This is a genomic window from Uliginosibacterium sp. H1, assembly GCF_036017065.1.
In the GTDB taxonomy this organism is placed as follows: Bacteria; Pseudomonadota; Gammaproteobacteria; order Burkholderiales; family Rhodocyclaceae; genus Uliginosibacterium.
Window position 1 is genome coordinate 937,862 of sequence record NZ_JAYXHR010000002.1, and the last position, 15,303, is coordinate 953,164.

At 69.3% G+C, this 15,303-nt stretch carries 11 protein-coding genes; 7 read left to right on the forward strand and 4 right to left on the reverse strand.

Features of this window, described 5'->3' with window-relative positions:
- Positions 1–180: 180 nt before the first annotated feature.
- The 3 genes from VVD47_RS13890 to VVD47_RS13900 form a co-directional block, all read right to left on the reverse strand.
- Complete coding sequence (locus VVD47_RS13890) at positions 181–1,338, reverse strand: Fic family protein (protein ID WP_327604076.1); 1,158 nt, start codon at positions 1,336–1,338, stop codon at positions 181–183.
- Positions 1,339–1,390: 52 nt separating this feature from the next.
- Positions 1,391–3,928, reverse strand: coding sequence for an acetamidase/formamidase family protein (locus VVD47_RS13895; RefSeq protein ID WP_327604077.1), 2,538 nt, complete (start codon positions 3,926–3,928; stop codon positions 1,391–1,393).
- A 77-nt stretch (positions 3,929–4,005) separates the two neighbouring features.
- On the reverse strand, positions 4,006–5,457 hold the full coding sequence (locus tag VVD47_RS13900) for an acetamidase/formamidase family protein (protein WP_327604078.1): 1,452 nt from the start codon (positions 5,455–5,457) through the stop codon (positions 4,006–4,008).
- Between the two features lie 213 nt (positions 5,458–5,670).
- On the opposite strand from VVD47_RS13900, the gene VVD47_RS13905 reads away from it, so the two are divergent.
- From VVD47_RS13905 to blaOXA, 4 genes are all read left to right on the forward strand, one after another.
- On the forward strand, positions 5,671–5,937 hold the full coding sequence (locus VVD47_RS13905; protein WP_327604079.1) for a hypothetical protein: 267 nt from the start codon (positions 5,671–5,673) through the stop codon (positions 5,935–5,937).
- 64 nt (positions 5,938–6,001) lie between these two features.
- Positions 6,002–6,637, forward strand: a complete 636-nt coding sequence (locus VVD47_RS13910) for a 3'-5' exonuclease (RefSeq protein WP_327604080.1) — start codon at positions 6,002–6,004, stop codon at positions 6,635–6,637.
- A 75-nt stretch (positions 6,638–6,712) separates the two neighbouring features.
- Positions 6,713–8,266 (forward strand): hypothetical protein, encoded by a 1,554-nt coding sequence (locus tag VVD47_RS13915; RefSeq protein WP_327604081.1) that lies wholly within the window; start codon positions 6,713–6,715, stop codon positions 8,264–8,266.
- Positions 8,267–8,417: 151 nt separating this feature from the next.
- The gene (gene blaOXA / locus VVD47_RS13920; protein WP_327604082.1) at positions 8,418–9,281 is read left to right on the forward strand and encodes a class D beta-lactamase; all 864 of its coding nucleotides are present in this window, start codon (positions 8,418–8,420) and stop codon (positions 9,279–9,281) included.
- Here the strand turns inward: blaOXA and norR are convergent.
- Positions 9,266–10,921, reverse strand: coding sequence for a nitric oxide reductase transcriptional regulator NorR (gene norR, locus VVD47_RS13925; RefSeq protein WP_327604083.1), 1,656 nt, complete (start codon positions 10,919–10,921; stop codon positions 9,266–9,268). The genes blaOXA and norR overlap by 16 nt on opposite strands.
- 122 nt (positions 10,922–11,043) lie before the next feature.
- Here norR and ytfE point away from each other — a divergent pair, with 122 nt between their 5' ends.
- The 3 genes from ytfE to VVD47_RS13940 all read left to right on the forward strand — a co-directional run bounded on the left by ytfE (position 11,044) and on the right by VVD47_RS13940 (position 15,303).
- Complete coding sequence (gene ytfE, locus VVD47_RS13930; protein ID WP_327604084.1) at positions 11,044–11,718, forward strand: iron-sulfur cluster repair protein YtfE; 675 nt, start codon at positions 11,044–11,046, stop codon at positions 11,716–11,718.
- A 61-nt stretch (positions 11,719–11,779) separates the two neighbouring features.
- Complete coding sequence (locus VVD47_RS13935) at positions 11,780–14,053, forward strand: nitric-oxide reductase large subunit (protein WP_327604085.1); 2,274 nt, start codon at positions 11,780–11,782, stop codon at positions 14,051–14,053.
- A gap of 20 nt (positions 14,054–14,073) precedes the next feature.
- Positions 14,074–15,303: an NnrS family protein gene (locus tag VVD47_RS13940; RefSeq protein WP_327604086.1), complete on the forward strand. Its 1,230-nt coding sequence runs from the start codon at positions 14,074–14,076 to the stop codon at positions 15,301–15,303.

Below are 15,303 nucleotides of genomic sequence, written 5' to 3' on the forward strand. Positions count from 1 at the left end.
GCGTGGGCGGTAGGTTGGGTTGACGCGAAGCGAAGCCCAACACTCAGTCGATGTAGCCAGCGGATGCCATCGTTCTGTTGGGCTTCGCGTAGCTCAACCCAACCTACCCCTTCATGTAGGTGTGTCGCCCAAGCGAACAGGGATGCCGGAGCGCATCGGCGTTCGACATACAGTGACTAGCTACCAGACGATCTCATACCCCGCACTGCGTCCGCGCCCGTCGAGTGGCTGCAGGCAGCCCTTGTCCACCAGATCGCTCAGCTCGCGGAATGCCGTGGCGCGGCTGCTGCGGGTGAGGCTGACGTACTTGCGGGTGGTGATGCCGCCCTCGAAGCGGTCCGGGCCGGCATCGAGCAGGCGGTTGAGCACTTTGCGCTGGCGCTCGTTCAGCGGCACCTGGGCGTGACGCAGCCAGAAGCGTGCTTTCGCCAGCGTCCGGGCGATGGTCTGGCCGGCGGCGTCGGCGGCCAGTTGCAGTTGCTGCAGGAACCACACCAGCCAGTCGGTGACGTCCAGCCCGCCACGCTGCGTGCGTTCCAGCATGGTGTAGTAGGCCTCGCGCTCGCGCAGCAGTTGCGCGCTGAGGCTGAACAGGCGCATCGGTTGCTGCTCGTCCTGCGCGATGGCCATATCGGTGATGGCGCGCGTGAGGCGGCCGTTGCCGTCCTCGAAGGGGTGGAGCGTGACGAACCACAGGTGTGCCAGCCCGGCGCGCACCAGGCCGTCCATGTAAGGCGCGGCGGCGAACCATGCGAGGAAGTTGTCCAGCTGCGCGTCCAGGCCTTCGCGGGGCGGGGCGGTGAAGTGGGTGCGCTCGCGGCCCGCGCCGCCGGAGATGACCTGCATCGGTGCGTCGCCCCGCAGCTCAGCCGTGCGGATGCGCTGCAGGCCGGAGTAGCCGGACGGGAACAGCGCGGCCTGCCAGCCGTACAGGCGCTCAGGTGTGAGGGGCGCAGCGTAGTGGCGTGTTGCGTCCAGCAGGAGCTGCGTCAGCCCTTCCACGCTGCGATCCGGCACCGGCAGGCCGGCATGCGGCAGGCCGAGGTGCCGTGCGACGGAGGAGCGCACCGCATCCACCGGCAGGCGCTCGCCTTCGATGGCGCTGGTGGTGACGCTGTCCTCGATGAGGATGTCGGCCATGGCTTCGGCCGACAGCGTGCCGTCGAGTACCGCCGTCATGCCGAGCACCCGACTCTGCGCCTGGCGAGCAGCGGCCAGTGCGGGCGCAACCACGTCCTCGCGCCAGGTCAGCGCGGGCCAGCCGGCGTGTTGCCAGAGCCAGTCGGGAGAGGGAGAGACTTGGTTAGGAGCATCACTGCTCCTGTGAGGCGTTTGCATGGGATAATCGCTTCAGAATGTGAAGCGATTATGGTCGATAATCGCTTCAGCCTCAACCCGCCCCCGGCGTCAGCTCGCCGCTGTGGTCCGGGAACACCGCCTTGCGGATCACCGCGTGCACGCCGAGGTTGCCGTCCACCACCTGGGTGATGCCGAAGTCCACAGCCACGGAGATGAGCGAGATGGCTTCGTCCTCGCTGAGCTGGTGGGCCTTCATCAGGAAGTGGCGGGCCTTGTGGAAGGCGTCGCGCATGGCGGCTTCCAGCGAGGACTTCTTGTACACCTGCGTCTGTGCGTGCGGGCCGAGTTCGGCGAGGTAGTCGGGGTAGCTGAGGCCTTGCAGCACCCATTCGTCCGGGGTGTCGAGGAAGGGGTAGTCCAGCTCGGACAGGAAGCTGTCGGCGAGCGCGGCCTTCTTGTGCAGCACCAGCTGGAACACGCCGGTGAGCGAGCATTCGATGGCGGTGCCGCAGGCCTCGGCGTCGCCTTGCGAGGCGTGGGGGTCGCCCACCGAGAACAGCGCGCCGTCCACCGCCACCGGCAGGAACAGGCGGGCGCCCTTGGTGGCGCGCCAGTTGTCCAGGTTGCCACCGAAGTAGCTCGGCGGAATGGAGTCCACCATGCCTTTCTCGCGCGGTGCCACGGCCAGCACGCCGAAGTGCGGGCGCACCGGCACCACGGCTTTCTCCAGCACGCCGAACTGCTTGTCGATGGTGGCGTGGTCCACCGGTACGCCGGGGTAGTCGATGGTGTCGTGGCGGATGCCGAAGGGGTCGGTCTGCGGCGTCCAGCGGTAGTTGTAGACGGCCTTGGCGTGCGGGTGCGCGTGGCCGTGGTGGATCTCGTACACGGTGATGACCTCGCGCTTCTTCGGCTCGGTCAGCAGGTCGTTGTACTGGAAGCCCCACCACGCGGCGGCGTTGCTGCCGTACAGCCGGCCTTCGTGCTCGGGGTGGCGGCTGGGGCGGGGCTGGATGTCGAGGATGCGCACCTCCAGCACGTCGCCGGGCTCCGCGCCCTGCACGTACACCGGGCCGGTGCAGATGTGCACGCCGAAGCCCTCGCCGGCACCACGGCCGTAGATGGAGGCATCCATCGGCCCGGCGCCGCGCCGGTCCACCGCCTTCTTGTCGGCGGTCCAGTGGAACACGCTCTCGGCACCGGGGTCGCCGGCGATCATGCGCTCGCAGTCGTCGGTGGCGTGCTGGGTCAGCGTTTCGATGGTGACGATGTCGCCGGAATGCACCGTCAGCACCGGCTTGATGCTGCGGCTGAAGTAGCCCCAGTGCACCGTCTTCGCCGACACCGGCAGGTAGTAGTGGCCGGGTGGTGGCTGGTGTTCGTCCGTGGGCGGATGGTGTGGATGCTGTGCGTCGTGCGACGTTGGCGTGGCGCGCTTGGGCGACAGCGCCAGCGCGATGGCATAGCGGGCGTGGTCGCTCAGCAGGTTCTGGAACTGGCGGCGGGTGTCGTCGCCCGCGGGGGCCGATCTGTCCACCGGCGGGGCGACGGGGCCGGCAGTCTGCGCCGGACGGCCGCGGCGCAACTGCTCCTCGATGTCCTTCGGCGGTGCGGCGCGATAGGCCTTGGGCGACTGGCCGAAGCGCGCCGAGAAGGCGCGGCTGAAGTTGGCGGCGTCGCTGAAGCCCCAGCGGTAGCACAGCTCGGAGATGCTGAAGTGCGCCAGCGCCGGGTTGCCGAGGTCCAGCCGGCAGCGCTCCAGGCGGCGCGACTTGAGGTACTCGGTGAAGCTGGTGGCGCCCGCCTTGAACAGCTTCTGGATGTAGCGGGTGGACAACCCCTCCAGCCGCGCGATGTCGTCGATCTGCAGTTCGGCGTCGCCCAGGCGCGACTCCAGCGTGCGGCACACGCGGCGCAGGTGGGCGAGCTGCACGGAGGTGGTGTCCGGGTTGGTGTCCTCAGGCTCGGCCCGTTCCTGCGCGTCCTGGCTCCTGTGCGACAGGCAGGTGACCAGCAGTTCGATCAGCGTGGCCTCGATGGGCGGCAGTTCGTCGCGGCCGATGTAGGCCAGCTCGTCGGCCACCGACTGGATGAGGCCGAGGCACACCGCGCCGACGCCGACGCGGGTGGAGATGCGATTGAGCTCCTGAGCGCCGGTACGCACCAGGCGCAGCACGAAGCTGGCGGACTCCAGCTTGACCAGCATGGCGCGGAAGTCGGTGTGCAGCTCGATCCGCCAGGCCTGCGCCGGGTCCAGCAGCATGATGTCGCCGGCGTGGATGCCCACCGGGCTGGCGTCCGCCTGCTGGGTGTCGGTCAGGGTGCCGTGGCCGGCCTGCAGCGCCAGCACCAGGACCGTGCCGGCGTGCTTGCCGCGTGCATGACCGTGTGCGCCGTCGGCCAGCGGCAGCAGCACCTGCGGCGACGAGGCGAGTTGTGCGAACACCGAGTCGAAGGCGGAGCTGCACGCCGAGATGTGGCCACTAAGATGACCATTCAGCGCCGGCTGGCCGCGTGGTGCCGGCTCGTTGGCGAGCAGCAGCCGCGCCAGCACCTCGGACCACGCGGACTGGCGCAGTTCTTCCGGATAGGCGCTGGTGGAAAAGCGGCGGATGTCGTTGAGGATCATGGCGTGAGACAAGCCAGTGCCGTGCCAGGAGGGCGGGCGCACGGGCCGCACGGCGACCCATGCACCCGTCGCTCCGATCAGGTGCCCCGCGCCGGGAAGATGCTCTTCTTCACTACGGCGTGCACGCCCCAGTTGCCATCCACCACCTGGGTGATGCCGAAGTCCACCGCGATGGACATCAGCGAGATCGCCTCGTCCTCGCTCAGGCCCTGGGTGGTCATCAGGAAGTGGCGCATCTTGTGGTAGGCGTCGCGCAGCGCCTTGTCGACCGAGGACTTGCTGTAGATCTCGCTCTGCGCCTTGGGGCCCAGCTCGGCCAGGTAGTTGGCGTAGCTGAAGCCGTGCAGCAGCCATTCGTCCTGCGTTTCCAGCAACGGGTATTGCAGGTCGGCCAGCGGCGTGCCGGGCAGGCTGTTCTTCTTGTGAAGGATGAGCTGGAAGGTGCCGGTCAGCGAGCACTCGATGGCCGTGCCGCAAAGCTCGGAGTCGCCCTGCGAGGCGTGCGGGTCACCCACCGAGAACATCGCGCCCTTCACCGCCACCGGGTAGTACAGCGTGGCGCCCTTGCCGATGCGCCAGTTGTCGATGTTGCCGCCGGTGTAGTTGGGCGGGATGGAGGTGACGAACTCGGCTTCCGCCGGGGCCACGCCCATGGTGCCGAAGTGCGGCCGCACGGGGATGCGGATGTTGCGCAGCACGTTCTCGTTCTTGGTGATGGTCTTGTGGTCCACCGGCACGCCGGGATAGTCGATGGTGGGGTGCACGATGCCGAAGGGGTCGGTCTGCGGCGTCCAGCGGTAGTTGTACAAGGCGCGTGCCCAGTTGCGCTCGCCGGTGGCGTCCACCTCGTAGATGGTGATGACCTCGCGCTTCTTCGGCTCGGTCAGCGTGTCGCCGTAGTGGAAGCCCCAGTTGGCGGCGGCGTTGCTGCCGAAGGACTTGCCCTTGTACGCCGGGTTGCCGCTGGGGCGCGGCACCACGTCGATGATGCGCACCTCCAGGATGTCGCCGGGCTCTGCGCCCTTGATGAACACCGGGCCGGTGCACACGTGCACCCCCTCGCCACCGCCGGCGCCCACCTTGGCATCCATCGGGCCGGCGCCGCGGCGGTTCACGTTCTTCTTCTGCTTGTCCCAGTAGAAGACGCTCTCGGCACCGGCGTCGCCCTTCACCATGCGCTCGGCGTCGTCGTTGGCGTGGTGGGTCAGGGTCTCGATGGTGACGTAGTCGCCGGAGTCCACCTCCACCACCGGCTTGGCCGATTTGCTGAAGTAGCCCCACAGCACGGTGTTGGCATGCGCCGGAATGTAGAAGTGCCTGGTCATGCCGCCGCCGGGCTGCGCGCTCTGCGCGAAAGCCGCGGGCGACATCGACACGCCCAGCGCGCCGATGGACATGGCGCTGCCACCCATCACCATGGCGTCGCGCAGGAAGCTGCGCCGCGCGGTGTGGAACTCCTCCTTGATCTCGCCTTCGTTTTCCTTGGTCACGCCGTGCGTGCAGCCCGGTCCGCAGATATGTCCGTCCATGTCGCTTCCTCTCGCTCGTCAGGGGAGGCCCGGCTGTGGCGCAAACGGCCTGCCGGGCACGGGCCCAGTATTGGCGACGGCCCGGGCGGGACGCTTGTCGTGGCACGCACGAATACTTGTCGGCGCACGTGCACGGCGGTAATTTGCGGCAGGGCACCTGCACCCCGCGTGCCCCCGATGGACCCCATCCACCCATGAGCGCGGAGGATTGCGATGCGTACCGGACTGTTCCTGCTGGCGGGCTTCCTCCTGCTGGCCGCGCTGTTGATCCTGGCGCGGCTGTTCTCCACCGAGTACCCCGCGGCCTCGCGCGTGGCGACCATCGGCTTCGTGGCGCTGTGGCTGTTCGCCGCCGGTTTCAACATGTGGGTGGGCGTGGCGAAGGCCGGTTACCCGGTGGCGGAGGAGCTGCCGATCTTCCTGCTGGTCTTCGGCCTGCCGGCGGTGGCGGCGGTGCTGCTGAAGTGGAAGCTCGTCTGAGCGTGCCGGCACGCACTTTCTGGTGCATGCTGCGGGCCCGACCCGTCATGACGCCTGCCCGCCGATGAAGAAGAAAGGCCCCTCCAAAGCCGACACCGCCCTGCTGGACCCGTTTCCGGCGCTGGCGCTGGCGCAGATACACGTGCCGCGCACGGCGCAGGAATTCGCTGCCGCTGCGGCGGAGCTGCTGGCGGCGGGTGCGGCCGGCTTCGACACCGAGGCGCGGCCGACCTTCAAGGTGGGTGAAGTGAGCGACGGGCCGCATGTCGTGCAGTTCGCGACGGCGGACCGCACGGGGGCGGGCAAGGCCTTCATCTTCCAGGTGCATCGTCCCGAAGGCCGTGACGCGCTGGTGGAACTGCTGCGGTCGCCGGCCTTGCTGAAGGCCGGCTTCGGCCTGAAGTCGGATCGCGGGCAGATCAAGGCGCGGCTGGGCGTGGAGCCGGCCGCGCTGCTGGACCTCGACCTGGTGTTCCGCAAGGACGGCTACAGCGGCGACATGGGGGTGCGGGCCGCGGTGGGGCTGGTGCTCAGCCAGCGCTTCCACAAGTCCAAGCACGTGACGACGTCCAACTGGTCGCTGCGTGAACTGAACGGGCAACAACTGCTGTACGCCGCCAACGATGCCTACGCGGCGTTCAGGGTGCTGCAGGGCCTGGGCGAAACGCGGCCGGAGCTGCTGGCCGCATCACGCGCCTGAACCGGAAACGCAACTGTAACGTCTGTAACGCCTGTCCTGCTGGTGTCGTCGTACGCCAGCGCCGACAATGCGCGCATGCCTGCCCGCCCGGCGCCGCGCGCGCCACTGATCTCCATCGACCTGTGCAGCGACGGTTTCGTCGTCGACGGCGAGCGCCTGCCCCGGCGCCTGCTGTCACGCCTGCTTGCCGCCCTGCTGCAAGCCCACGCAGAGGGCCTGGCCCGCGATACGACGCCGTGCACGCGCGCGGCCTTGCGTGACCGCATCGTCGGCTTGCCGGAGTTGCATCGCACGCAGCTGTGGCGCGCCTTGCAGGGCCTCGACGATTCGCCACTGCGCGGGCTGGTGTGCTGCGCCGGCCGCAGCGCCGGGCCGTTCTGGCTGGACGACGCATTGCTGCGCCGCTGTCGCATCACGGTGCAGGGCAAGCGGCTGACCACGGCATCGCTCGCCGCCTTCCTCGGCCAGCAGCGTGACGCCGCGGATGTCGTGCCGGTGCTGTCGCTGCCACCACGGCGAACCGCGCGCAGCACGGCGGGCAGCCTGCCCTCGCTCGGCTACGTCGCGGCGCTGGCGCGTGCCGACCTGCTGATCGATCGCGGCGAACTGTACCCGGCGCGGCAGGCACTGCAGGACGCGCAACTGCATCTGCGTGCCGACGACGCGCTGGAAGCGGCGGCATTGTCGATGCGGCGCGCGCGGGTGGCGCGTCGTCTCGGCGACTGGGCGGGCGTGCAGGTGGAGCTGCGCGAACTGGCGGTGATCGCGCAGCGCGCGCGCCTGTCGCCGGCCGCCCGCCGGCAACTGGATGCGCGCCAGCACCTGCTGGCGGCCTGGCACCTGTACGGCAGTCTCGGCAACACCGCCGCCGCACTCGCCCGCCTGCTGCAGGTGGATGCTGCTGCACAGGCGGCGGACCTCCACCTGTGCAGCGACTGCTGCAACCTGCGCGGCATCCTGCTGCGCGAACTGGCCTTGTCGGAAGCGGATGCGACGCGCGCGGCGCAGGCCATGGCCTGTCTGGGCGAGGCGGTGCGCAGCGCGGCGCTGGCCGGCCTGCCGGACGCTTTGCAGATCGCCGCGGCGAATCTCGCCAACAGCCTGTCGGCCCTGCACGAGGCCGGGTTGCTGCCGCAACAGCAGGCCGGCACCGCGGTGGACTGGCTGCTGCTCAGCGAATCGGTGTGCGCGCAGTGGTCCATCGGTCGCAGCTCGCTGCTGAACATGGTGTTCCTGCTGCGCCTGGCCGTCGCGCACGATCTCGACTTCGCCCGCGTGAGTGCCGCCGCGCGTGCGCAGGGGCAGACGCTGCACGCGCGTAGCTTCGCGGCGCTGGCCGCCGACACCTGGACGGCGCGTGAGCGGGTTCATTCGCAGATCCCCGTGGAGCAGCGCTGCGCCTTCTTCCTGATGTGGGCGACCCATGCCACGCGCGAGCAGGACCGGGTGAGTGCGCTCGAACTCTGCGGCCGCGTGCTGCGCGAGAAGCGCAAGTTGCGCGACGCGGTGGCACGCAGCCGCTACGAGGAGGAGGTGCAGCGCCTGCGCGCCATGCTGACCGCCGTCCCGTCACCCGCGCGTGAGGCATCGACAACGCGCAAGGCGGTGCGCGTGGCGAAGCCGCGTTGAGGCGGCGCTGCCGTTGCGGCCAGGCGAAACGCCTGTAACGCGCATTCGCGACGCGTCGCTCGCCGCGGCTGCCGATACTGCCGGCATGGCATCACCGCGCGGTCCATGTCGGGCCGCGCGGCGATGCCGCAGCCAAGGAGAAACTTCCACGATGTTCAGCTCACCGATGTTCCGCACCCCGACGCTCCACACCTTTGTCGTCGCCGCCTTCCTGGCGACGTCCGGTGCCTGCCTCGCGACGGCTCCGTCCATCGCGTCCGCCGATGCCGGCACCGCGCGCAGCGAGTCCTGGCAGGACCAGCCCGCGCTGCTGAAGCGCTTCGAGGAGCGCGGCATGCGCGGCACCTTCGTCGTGCTGGACAGCCAGGACCGGCGCTGGATCGCGGCGGATTCGAAGCGCGCCTTCCAGCGCTTCCGCCCGGCGTCCACCTTCAAGATTCCGAACACGCTGATCGCGCTGGAAACCGGCGTGGCGCGCGACGACAAGCAGGCGTTCAAGTGGGACGGGCAGAAGCGCTGGGTGGAGGACTGGAACCGCGACCTCGACCTGACCGAGGCCTTCCGCGTGTCGGCGGTGTGGGCGTACCAGGAGATCGCGCGTGGCGTCGGCAGCACGCGCATGCAGCAGGCGCTGCGCGATTTCCGCTACGGCAATGCGGCCATCACGCCGAAGGTGGACAACTTCTGGCTGGACGGGGACCTGCGCATCTCCCCGGTGGAGCAGGTGGAGTTCCTGCGCCGTCTCGACGAGGGCCGCCTGCCGCTGTCGGCACGCACGCTGGAGATCGGCCGGCGCGTGATGCTGCGCGAGGAGAAGAACGGCTACCGCCTGTACGCCAAGACCGGCTGGGACAACAACAAGCCGGCCATCGGCTGGTATGTCGGCTGGGTGGAACGTGGCGAGCGGCGCACCTGGTTCGCGCTCAACGTCGACATGACGTCGGTGGACGTCGCGCCGAAGCGCGAGTTGCTGGTGCGCCAGTTGCTGAAGGAACTGGGTTACCTGCCGGATTGAGGCAACTGAGGCTTGAGGTCCAGGCGACGGGCCAGCTTGTGCAGGTTGCTGGCATCCACGCCGAGCGCTCGCGCCGCCTGTGCCCAGTTGCCGCCGTGTTCGGCCAGCGCGCGCTGGATGGCGGCGCGCTGGCAGGCGTCCACCGCTTCGCGCAGCGTGGCACCTGCGAGCGATGCGTTGATGCCGTCCATGCCGGAGACGCGGGCATGGGGGGCCGCGTCGTCGTCGAGGTCCGCGGAGGGCGAGAGCGATGAGGGCAGGCGTTCGTCGTCGAGATCCAGCAGCGCGGCCTGCAGGGTGACGATGTCGCTGCGGTCCACGCCGTGGCTCAGCGCCTTCAGCGCAGCGCGGCTGATGACGTGCTCCAGCTCGCGCACGTTGCCCGGCCAGGGGTAGCGGCGCAGGGCTTCCTGCGCGTCCGGCGACAGGCGCAGCGCGCGCAGGCCCAGGCGCGCGCGGTTGAGTTCGAGGAAGCGGCCGGCGAGCAGCAGCACGTCGTTGCCACGCTCGCGCAGCGGCGGGATGGGCACCGGGTACACCGACAGGCGATGGAACAGGTCGGCGCGGAAGCTGCCCTCGCGGACGAGCTCGCGCAACTGGCGGTTGGTAGCGGCGATGATGCGCACGTCCACATGGCGCGGGCGGTCGGCGCCCAGCCGCTGCACCTCGCCGTTCTGCAGCGTGCGCAGCAGCTTGGCCTGCACCGACAGCGGCAGCTCGCCCACTTCGTCGAGAAACAGGGTGCCGCCCTCCGCTGCCTCGATGCGGCCGGCGCGGTCGGTGGTGGCGCCGGAGAAGGCGCCGCGGGTGTGGCCGAAGAGTTCGCTCTCGGCCAGTGACTCAGGCAGCGCCGCGCAATTCACGTGCACCAGCGGCTTGTCGCGTCGCCGCGAATGGCGATGCAGGCGGTGCGCGAACAGCTCCTTGCCGACGCCGGTCTCGCCGAGCAGCAGCACCGGCAGGCCGGAGTCCGCCACTACATCGAGCTCGTTGAGCAGGCCGGCGATGGCTTCGCTGTGGCCGACGATCTCGTCGTCCATCCGCGCCGGCATGGCGTCGCTGGCGGACGGGGCGGCGCGCGCCAGGCGCAGCGCCTGCAGCTCCTGTTCCAGCAGGCTGACGCGCACGCTGGCGGCCACCGCCACGGTGCCGCGGCGCAGGGCGTCCAGCACCTCGGGCCCGAAGGTGCCGGGCTCCAGCGCGTCCAGCGTCAACACGCCCCAGGGGCGTCCCTCGATCTCCAGCCGGATGCCCACGCAGTCGTGCACCGGCAGGGCCTCGTGGCCCAGGGTTTCGACCAGGCCGTCATAGGGGTCGGGCAGGGCGCTGTCGTGTTCGAAGCGGGTGATGCCGCGCGCGGCGAGGATGGCGGCCAGACGGGGATGCTGGCTCACCACGAAGCGCCGCCCCAGCGCCTCGCGCACCAGCCCGTCCACTGCCAGCGGTCGCAACACCGGGTCGTGGCCGGCGTCCTCCAGGCGCAACAGGGCCACTGCGCCGCAGCCGAAGTGGCCGCGCAGCGTGGCGACCAGGCGCTGCAGGCGGGTGCGTTGTGGCAGGTCGGCCACGAGGTCGGGCAGCAGCAGGTTTTCGATCATGGTGGTGAGGTAATAAAAACCCTGTGTGGTTGATATGACCATAGACGGATGCGGTTAATTCTACCTTGATCCGTCGCAAGTCCTTGATATCCGGTGCCGTCGGCGGTGGTGCGCCTCTTGCGAAAGAGAGGGTGTCCTTCCCTTTCACTCCGCAGGAGCCGGCCATGACGATCACCGCCACCCTTCCCGATATCGACCAGTCGCTGGGCGCGCTGGCGCGCAGCATCCCGGGCGCGACCCGCATCTTCAACGAGTACGCGCTGGACTTCTGCTGCGGCGGCAAGCACAGCCTGCGCGCCGCTGCCGCCGAGCGCGGCCTGGATGCGCAGGCCATCGCCGAGCGCCTGGCCGCGCTGCAGCCGCAAGCGGACGAGCAGGACTGGCAGCAGGCCAGCGACGAGCAGCTGATCGACCACATCCTGACCCGCTACCACGCGGTGCATCGCATGCAGCTGCCGGAGCTGATCCGCCTCGCGCGCCGCGTGGAGACGGTGCACGGCGAAGACCGCGCCGAATGCCCGGTGGGTCTCGCCGATCACCTGGAACACATGCTGCAGGAGATGGAGAGCCACATGCAGAAGGAGGAACAGGTGCTGTTCCCCATGCTGCTGCGGGGCCTGCGCCCGATGGCCGGCGGACCGATCGCGGTGATGCGCCATGAACACGACGAGCACGGCGTGGCGCTGCAACGGCTGGCCGACCTCACCGACGACATCACGCTGCCGCGTGGCGCCTGCAACACCTGGCGCGCGCTCTACGTCGGCCTGCGTGCCTTCCGCCAGGACCTGATGGAACACATCCATCTGGAGAACAACGTGCTGTTCGAGCGCGCCGCCTGAGCCGCGCGGACACCACACCGCAAGACACGACGCAACGACAAAGCAACAGGGAGACTTTGCAATGGGACCTTATCGCAAGCTGTGGTTCACGCTGATCGGCGTGTGCGCAGTGATGTTCGGGCTGCTCGGCTTCTACGGGCGCGAGGTGTATCGCCAGGCGCCGCCGATCCCGGACCTGGTGCAACTGCAGGACGGCACAAAGCTGTTCACCGAGACCGACATCCTCGACGGCCAGACCGCCTGGCAATCGGTGGGTGGCATGCAGCTCGGCTCGATCTGGGGGCACGGTGCCTACCAGGCGCCGGACTGGACAGCCGACTGGCTGCACCGCGAACTCACCGCCTGGCTGGACATCGCCGCGCAGGAGGCCCAGGGCAAGCCCTATGCGCAACTCGACGTCGGCCAGCAGGCCACGCTGCGCGCGCGACTGAAGGCCGAGTACCGCGCCAACAACACCGATGCCAATGACGTACTGGTGCTGTCGCCGCGCCGTGCGCAGGCCATCGCGCAGACCGCTGCCTACTACGACGCATTGTTCTCCGACGCGCCGGAGCTGGTGCAGAGCCGCGAGCACTTCGCGATGAAGGAGAACACGCTGCCCAGCGCGGAACGCCGCCAGCAGATGACCCGCTTCTTCTTCTGGACCTCGTGGGCCGCCGCCACCCAGCGCCCCGGCCACGACGTGACCTACACCAACAACTGGCCGCACGAGCCGCTGATCGACAACGTGCCCAGCGCGGAGAACATCATCTGGTCGATCGCCAGCGTGGTGCTGCTGCTCGCCGGCGTCGGCTTCCTGGTGTGGGCCTGGGCTTTCCTGCGTGACGAGGAGGAAGAGGCGCCGCATCCCGGCGCCGTCGACCCGCTGACCACCTTCGCGCTGACGCCGTCACAACATGCGCTCGGCAAGTACCTGTTCCTGGTCGTCGCGCTGTTCGGCTTCCAGGTGCTGGTCGGCGGCTTCACCGCGCACTACACGGTGGAGCGTTCGTTCTACGGCCTCGACCTGTCGCAGTGGCTGCCGTATTCGCTGGTGCGCACCTGGCACATCCAGGCGGCCCTGTTCTGGATCGCCACCGGCTTCCTCGCCGCCGGCCTGTTCCTGGCGCCGTTGATCCACGGCGGCAAGGACCCGAAGTACCAGAAGCTCGGCGTCGACGTGCTGTTCTGGGCGCTGGTGCTGGTGGTGGTCGGCTCGTTCGTCGGCAACTACCTGGCCATCGCGCAGATCATGCCCAAGGGCCTCAACTTCTGGCTGGGTCACCAGGGCTACGAATACGTGGACCTCGGCCGCATCTGGCAGATCGGCAAGTTCGTCGGCATCCTGCTGTGGCTGGTGCTGATGCTGCGTGGCATCGTGCCGGCGCTGCGCACGCCGGGCAGCGACCGCAACCTGCTGGCGCTGCTCACCGCCTCGGTGGTCGCCATCGGCCTGTTCTATGGTGCCGGCTTCTTCTACGGCGAGCGCACCAGCCTGTCGGTGATGGAGTACTGGCGCTGGTGGATCGTCCACCTGTGGGTGGAAGGCTTCTTCGAGGTGTTCGCCACCACCGCGCTGGCCTTCATCTTCTCGACCCTGGGCCTGGTGTCGCGCCGCATGGCCACCACCGCCAGCCTCGCCTCGGCATCGCTGTTCATGCTGGGCGGCATTCCCGGCACCTTCCACCACCTGTACTTCGCCGGCACCACCACGCCGGTGATGGCGGTGGGCGCCAGCTTCTCGGCGCTGGAGGTGGTGCCGCTGATCGTGCTGGGCCACGAGGCCTGGGAGAACTGGAGCCTGCGCCAGCGTACGCCGTGGATGGAGTCACTGCGCTGGCCGCTGATGTGCTTCGTCGCCGTCGCGTTCTGGAACATGCTGGGCGCCGGGGTGTTCGGCTTCATGATCAACCCGCCGGTCGCGCTGTACTACATCCAGGGCCTCAACACCACGCCGGTGCATGCCCATGCCGCGCTGTTCGGCGTGTATGGTTTCCTGGCGCTGGGCTTCACGCTGATGGTGCTGCGCTACGTGCGGCCGGATCGCGAGGTGGATGCGGCGACCATGCGTTTCGCATTCTGGTCGCTGAACGCCGGCCTGGTGCTGATGATCGCCACCAGCCTGCTGCCGATCGGCATCATCCAGTTCCACGCCAGCGTGAGCCAGGGCCTGTGGTACGCGCGCAGCGAGGCCTTCATGCAGCAGCCGCTGCTGGTGACGCTGCGCTGGGTGCGCACATTCGGTGACCTGGTGTTCATCGCCGGCGCGCTGACCATGGCGTGGGAAGTGGTGCGTACGCTATGGTTGCGGACCCCGCGCGCGGCAGACGTGAGGCCTGTCGCAGGGCACGCGTGAATCTTTGAAGGAGCAGTAACATGGCGCTGATGCAGATCGAGGAAGCGGCTGGAGGAGGAGGGCGGCCGAGCTGGAACGCCTTCCTCGAGATGGGCTTCCGCCCGCTGTACCTGGCGGGCTGCGGCTGGGCCGCCATCGCGGTGCTGGTGTGGATCTTCGCGCCGCAATGGCTGGTGGGCACGCTGGGCGGCGTGGCCTGGCACGCACACGAAATGCTGTGGGGTTTCGTCGCCACCATCGCGGTGGGCTTCCTGCTCACCGCCAGCGCCAGCTGGACCAACCGCAACCCGCTGCACGGCCCGGCGCTCGGCGGCCTGCTGGTCGTGTGGCTGGTGGCGCGCGTGGCCTTCCTGCTACCGGGGCCCAAGGCCTTCGGCTTCGGCGTGCTGGCCGAGCTGCTGTTCTTCGCCGTGTCGGTGGTGGCGGTGGCGCGGGTGATCATCCTCGCGCGTAGCCGCCGCAACTACTTCGTGCCGGTGCTGATGGCGGCGCTCGGCGTCGCCGACCTGCTGTTCCTGCTGGCCGTGGCGGGTGGCGACTACCTGGCGCTGATGCGCCACGTCGGCACCGGCATGCTGGTCATGAGCGTGCTCACCCTGCTGATCGCCCGCCGGGTGATTCCCTTCTTCGCCAGCCGTGCCGTGCAGGGGCTGCAGATTCCGCTGCACGAGCGCTCGGGGCACTGGCAACTGGTGGCGGCCAGTATCGCGGTGGTGTGCGCGCTGCTGCAATGGCGCTGGCCGCAGGCGGCGGCGCTGACCGTCGCGGGCGTCATCGGGCTGGTGCAGGTGCGGGCCTGGCAGCCGCGCGCGGTGCTGGGGCGGCCGCTGCTGTGGGTGCTGTACCTCGGCTACACGTTGCTCGCGGTCGGGCTGATCGTCGCCGCGGTGCAGGCGCTGGGTGTCGGCCGCGCAGCGCTGCCGCTGCACCTGATCGGCATCGGCGGCTTCTCGATGCTGATCATCGGCATGGTGACGCGCACCGCGCTGGGCCACTCCGGCCGCGCCCTGCAGACCGACCGCAGCATGGTGGCGAGCTACGTCTGCGTGGTCGTCGCGCTGGTGCTGCGGCTGGCTGCGCTGTGGCCGTCGGTGTGGGTCGCCGAGCTGTGGCGTGCCTCGGCCCTGGCGTGGGGCCTGGCCTTCGGACTGTACCTGTGGCGCTTCGCCCCGTGGCTGGTGAGCCCGCGTGCGGATGCCGCATCGCGTGTCATCCCGGTGCGCGCGGCCGGTCCGGCAAAGGGCGCCTGA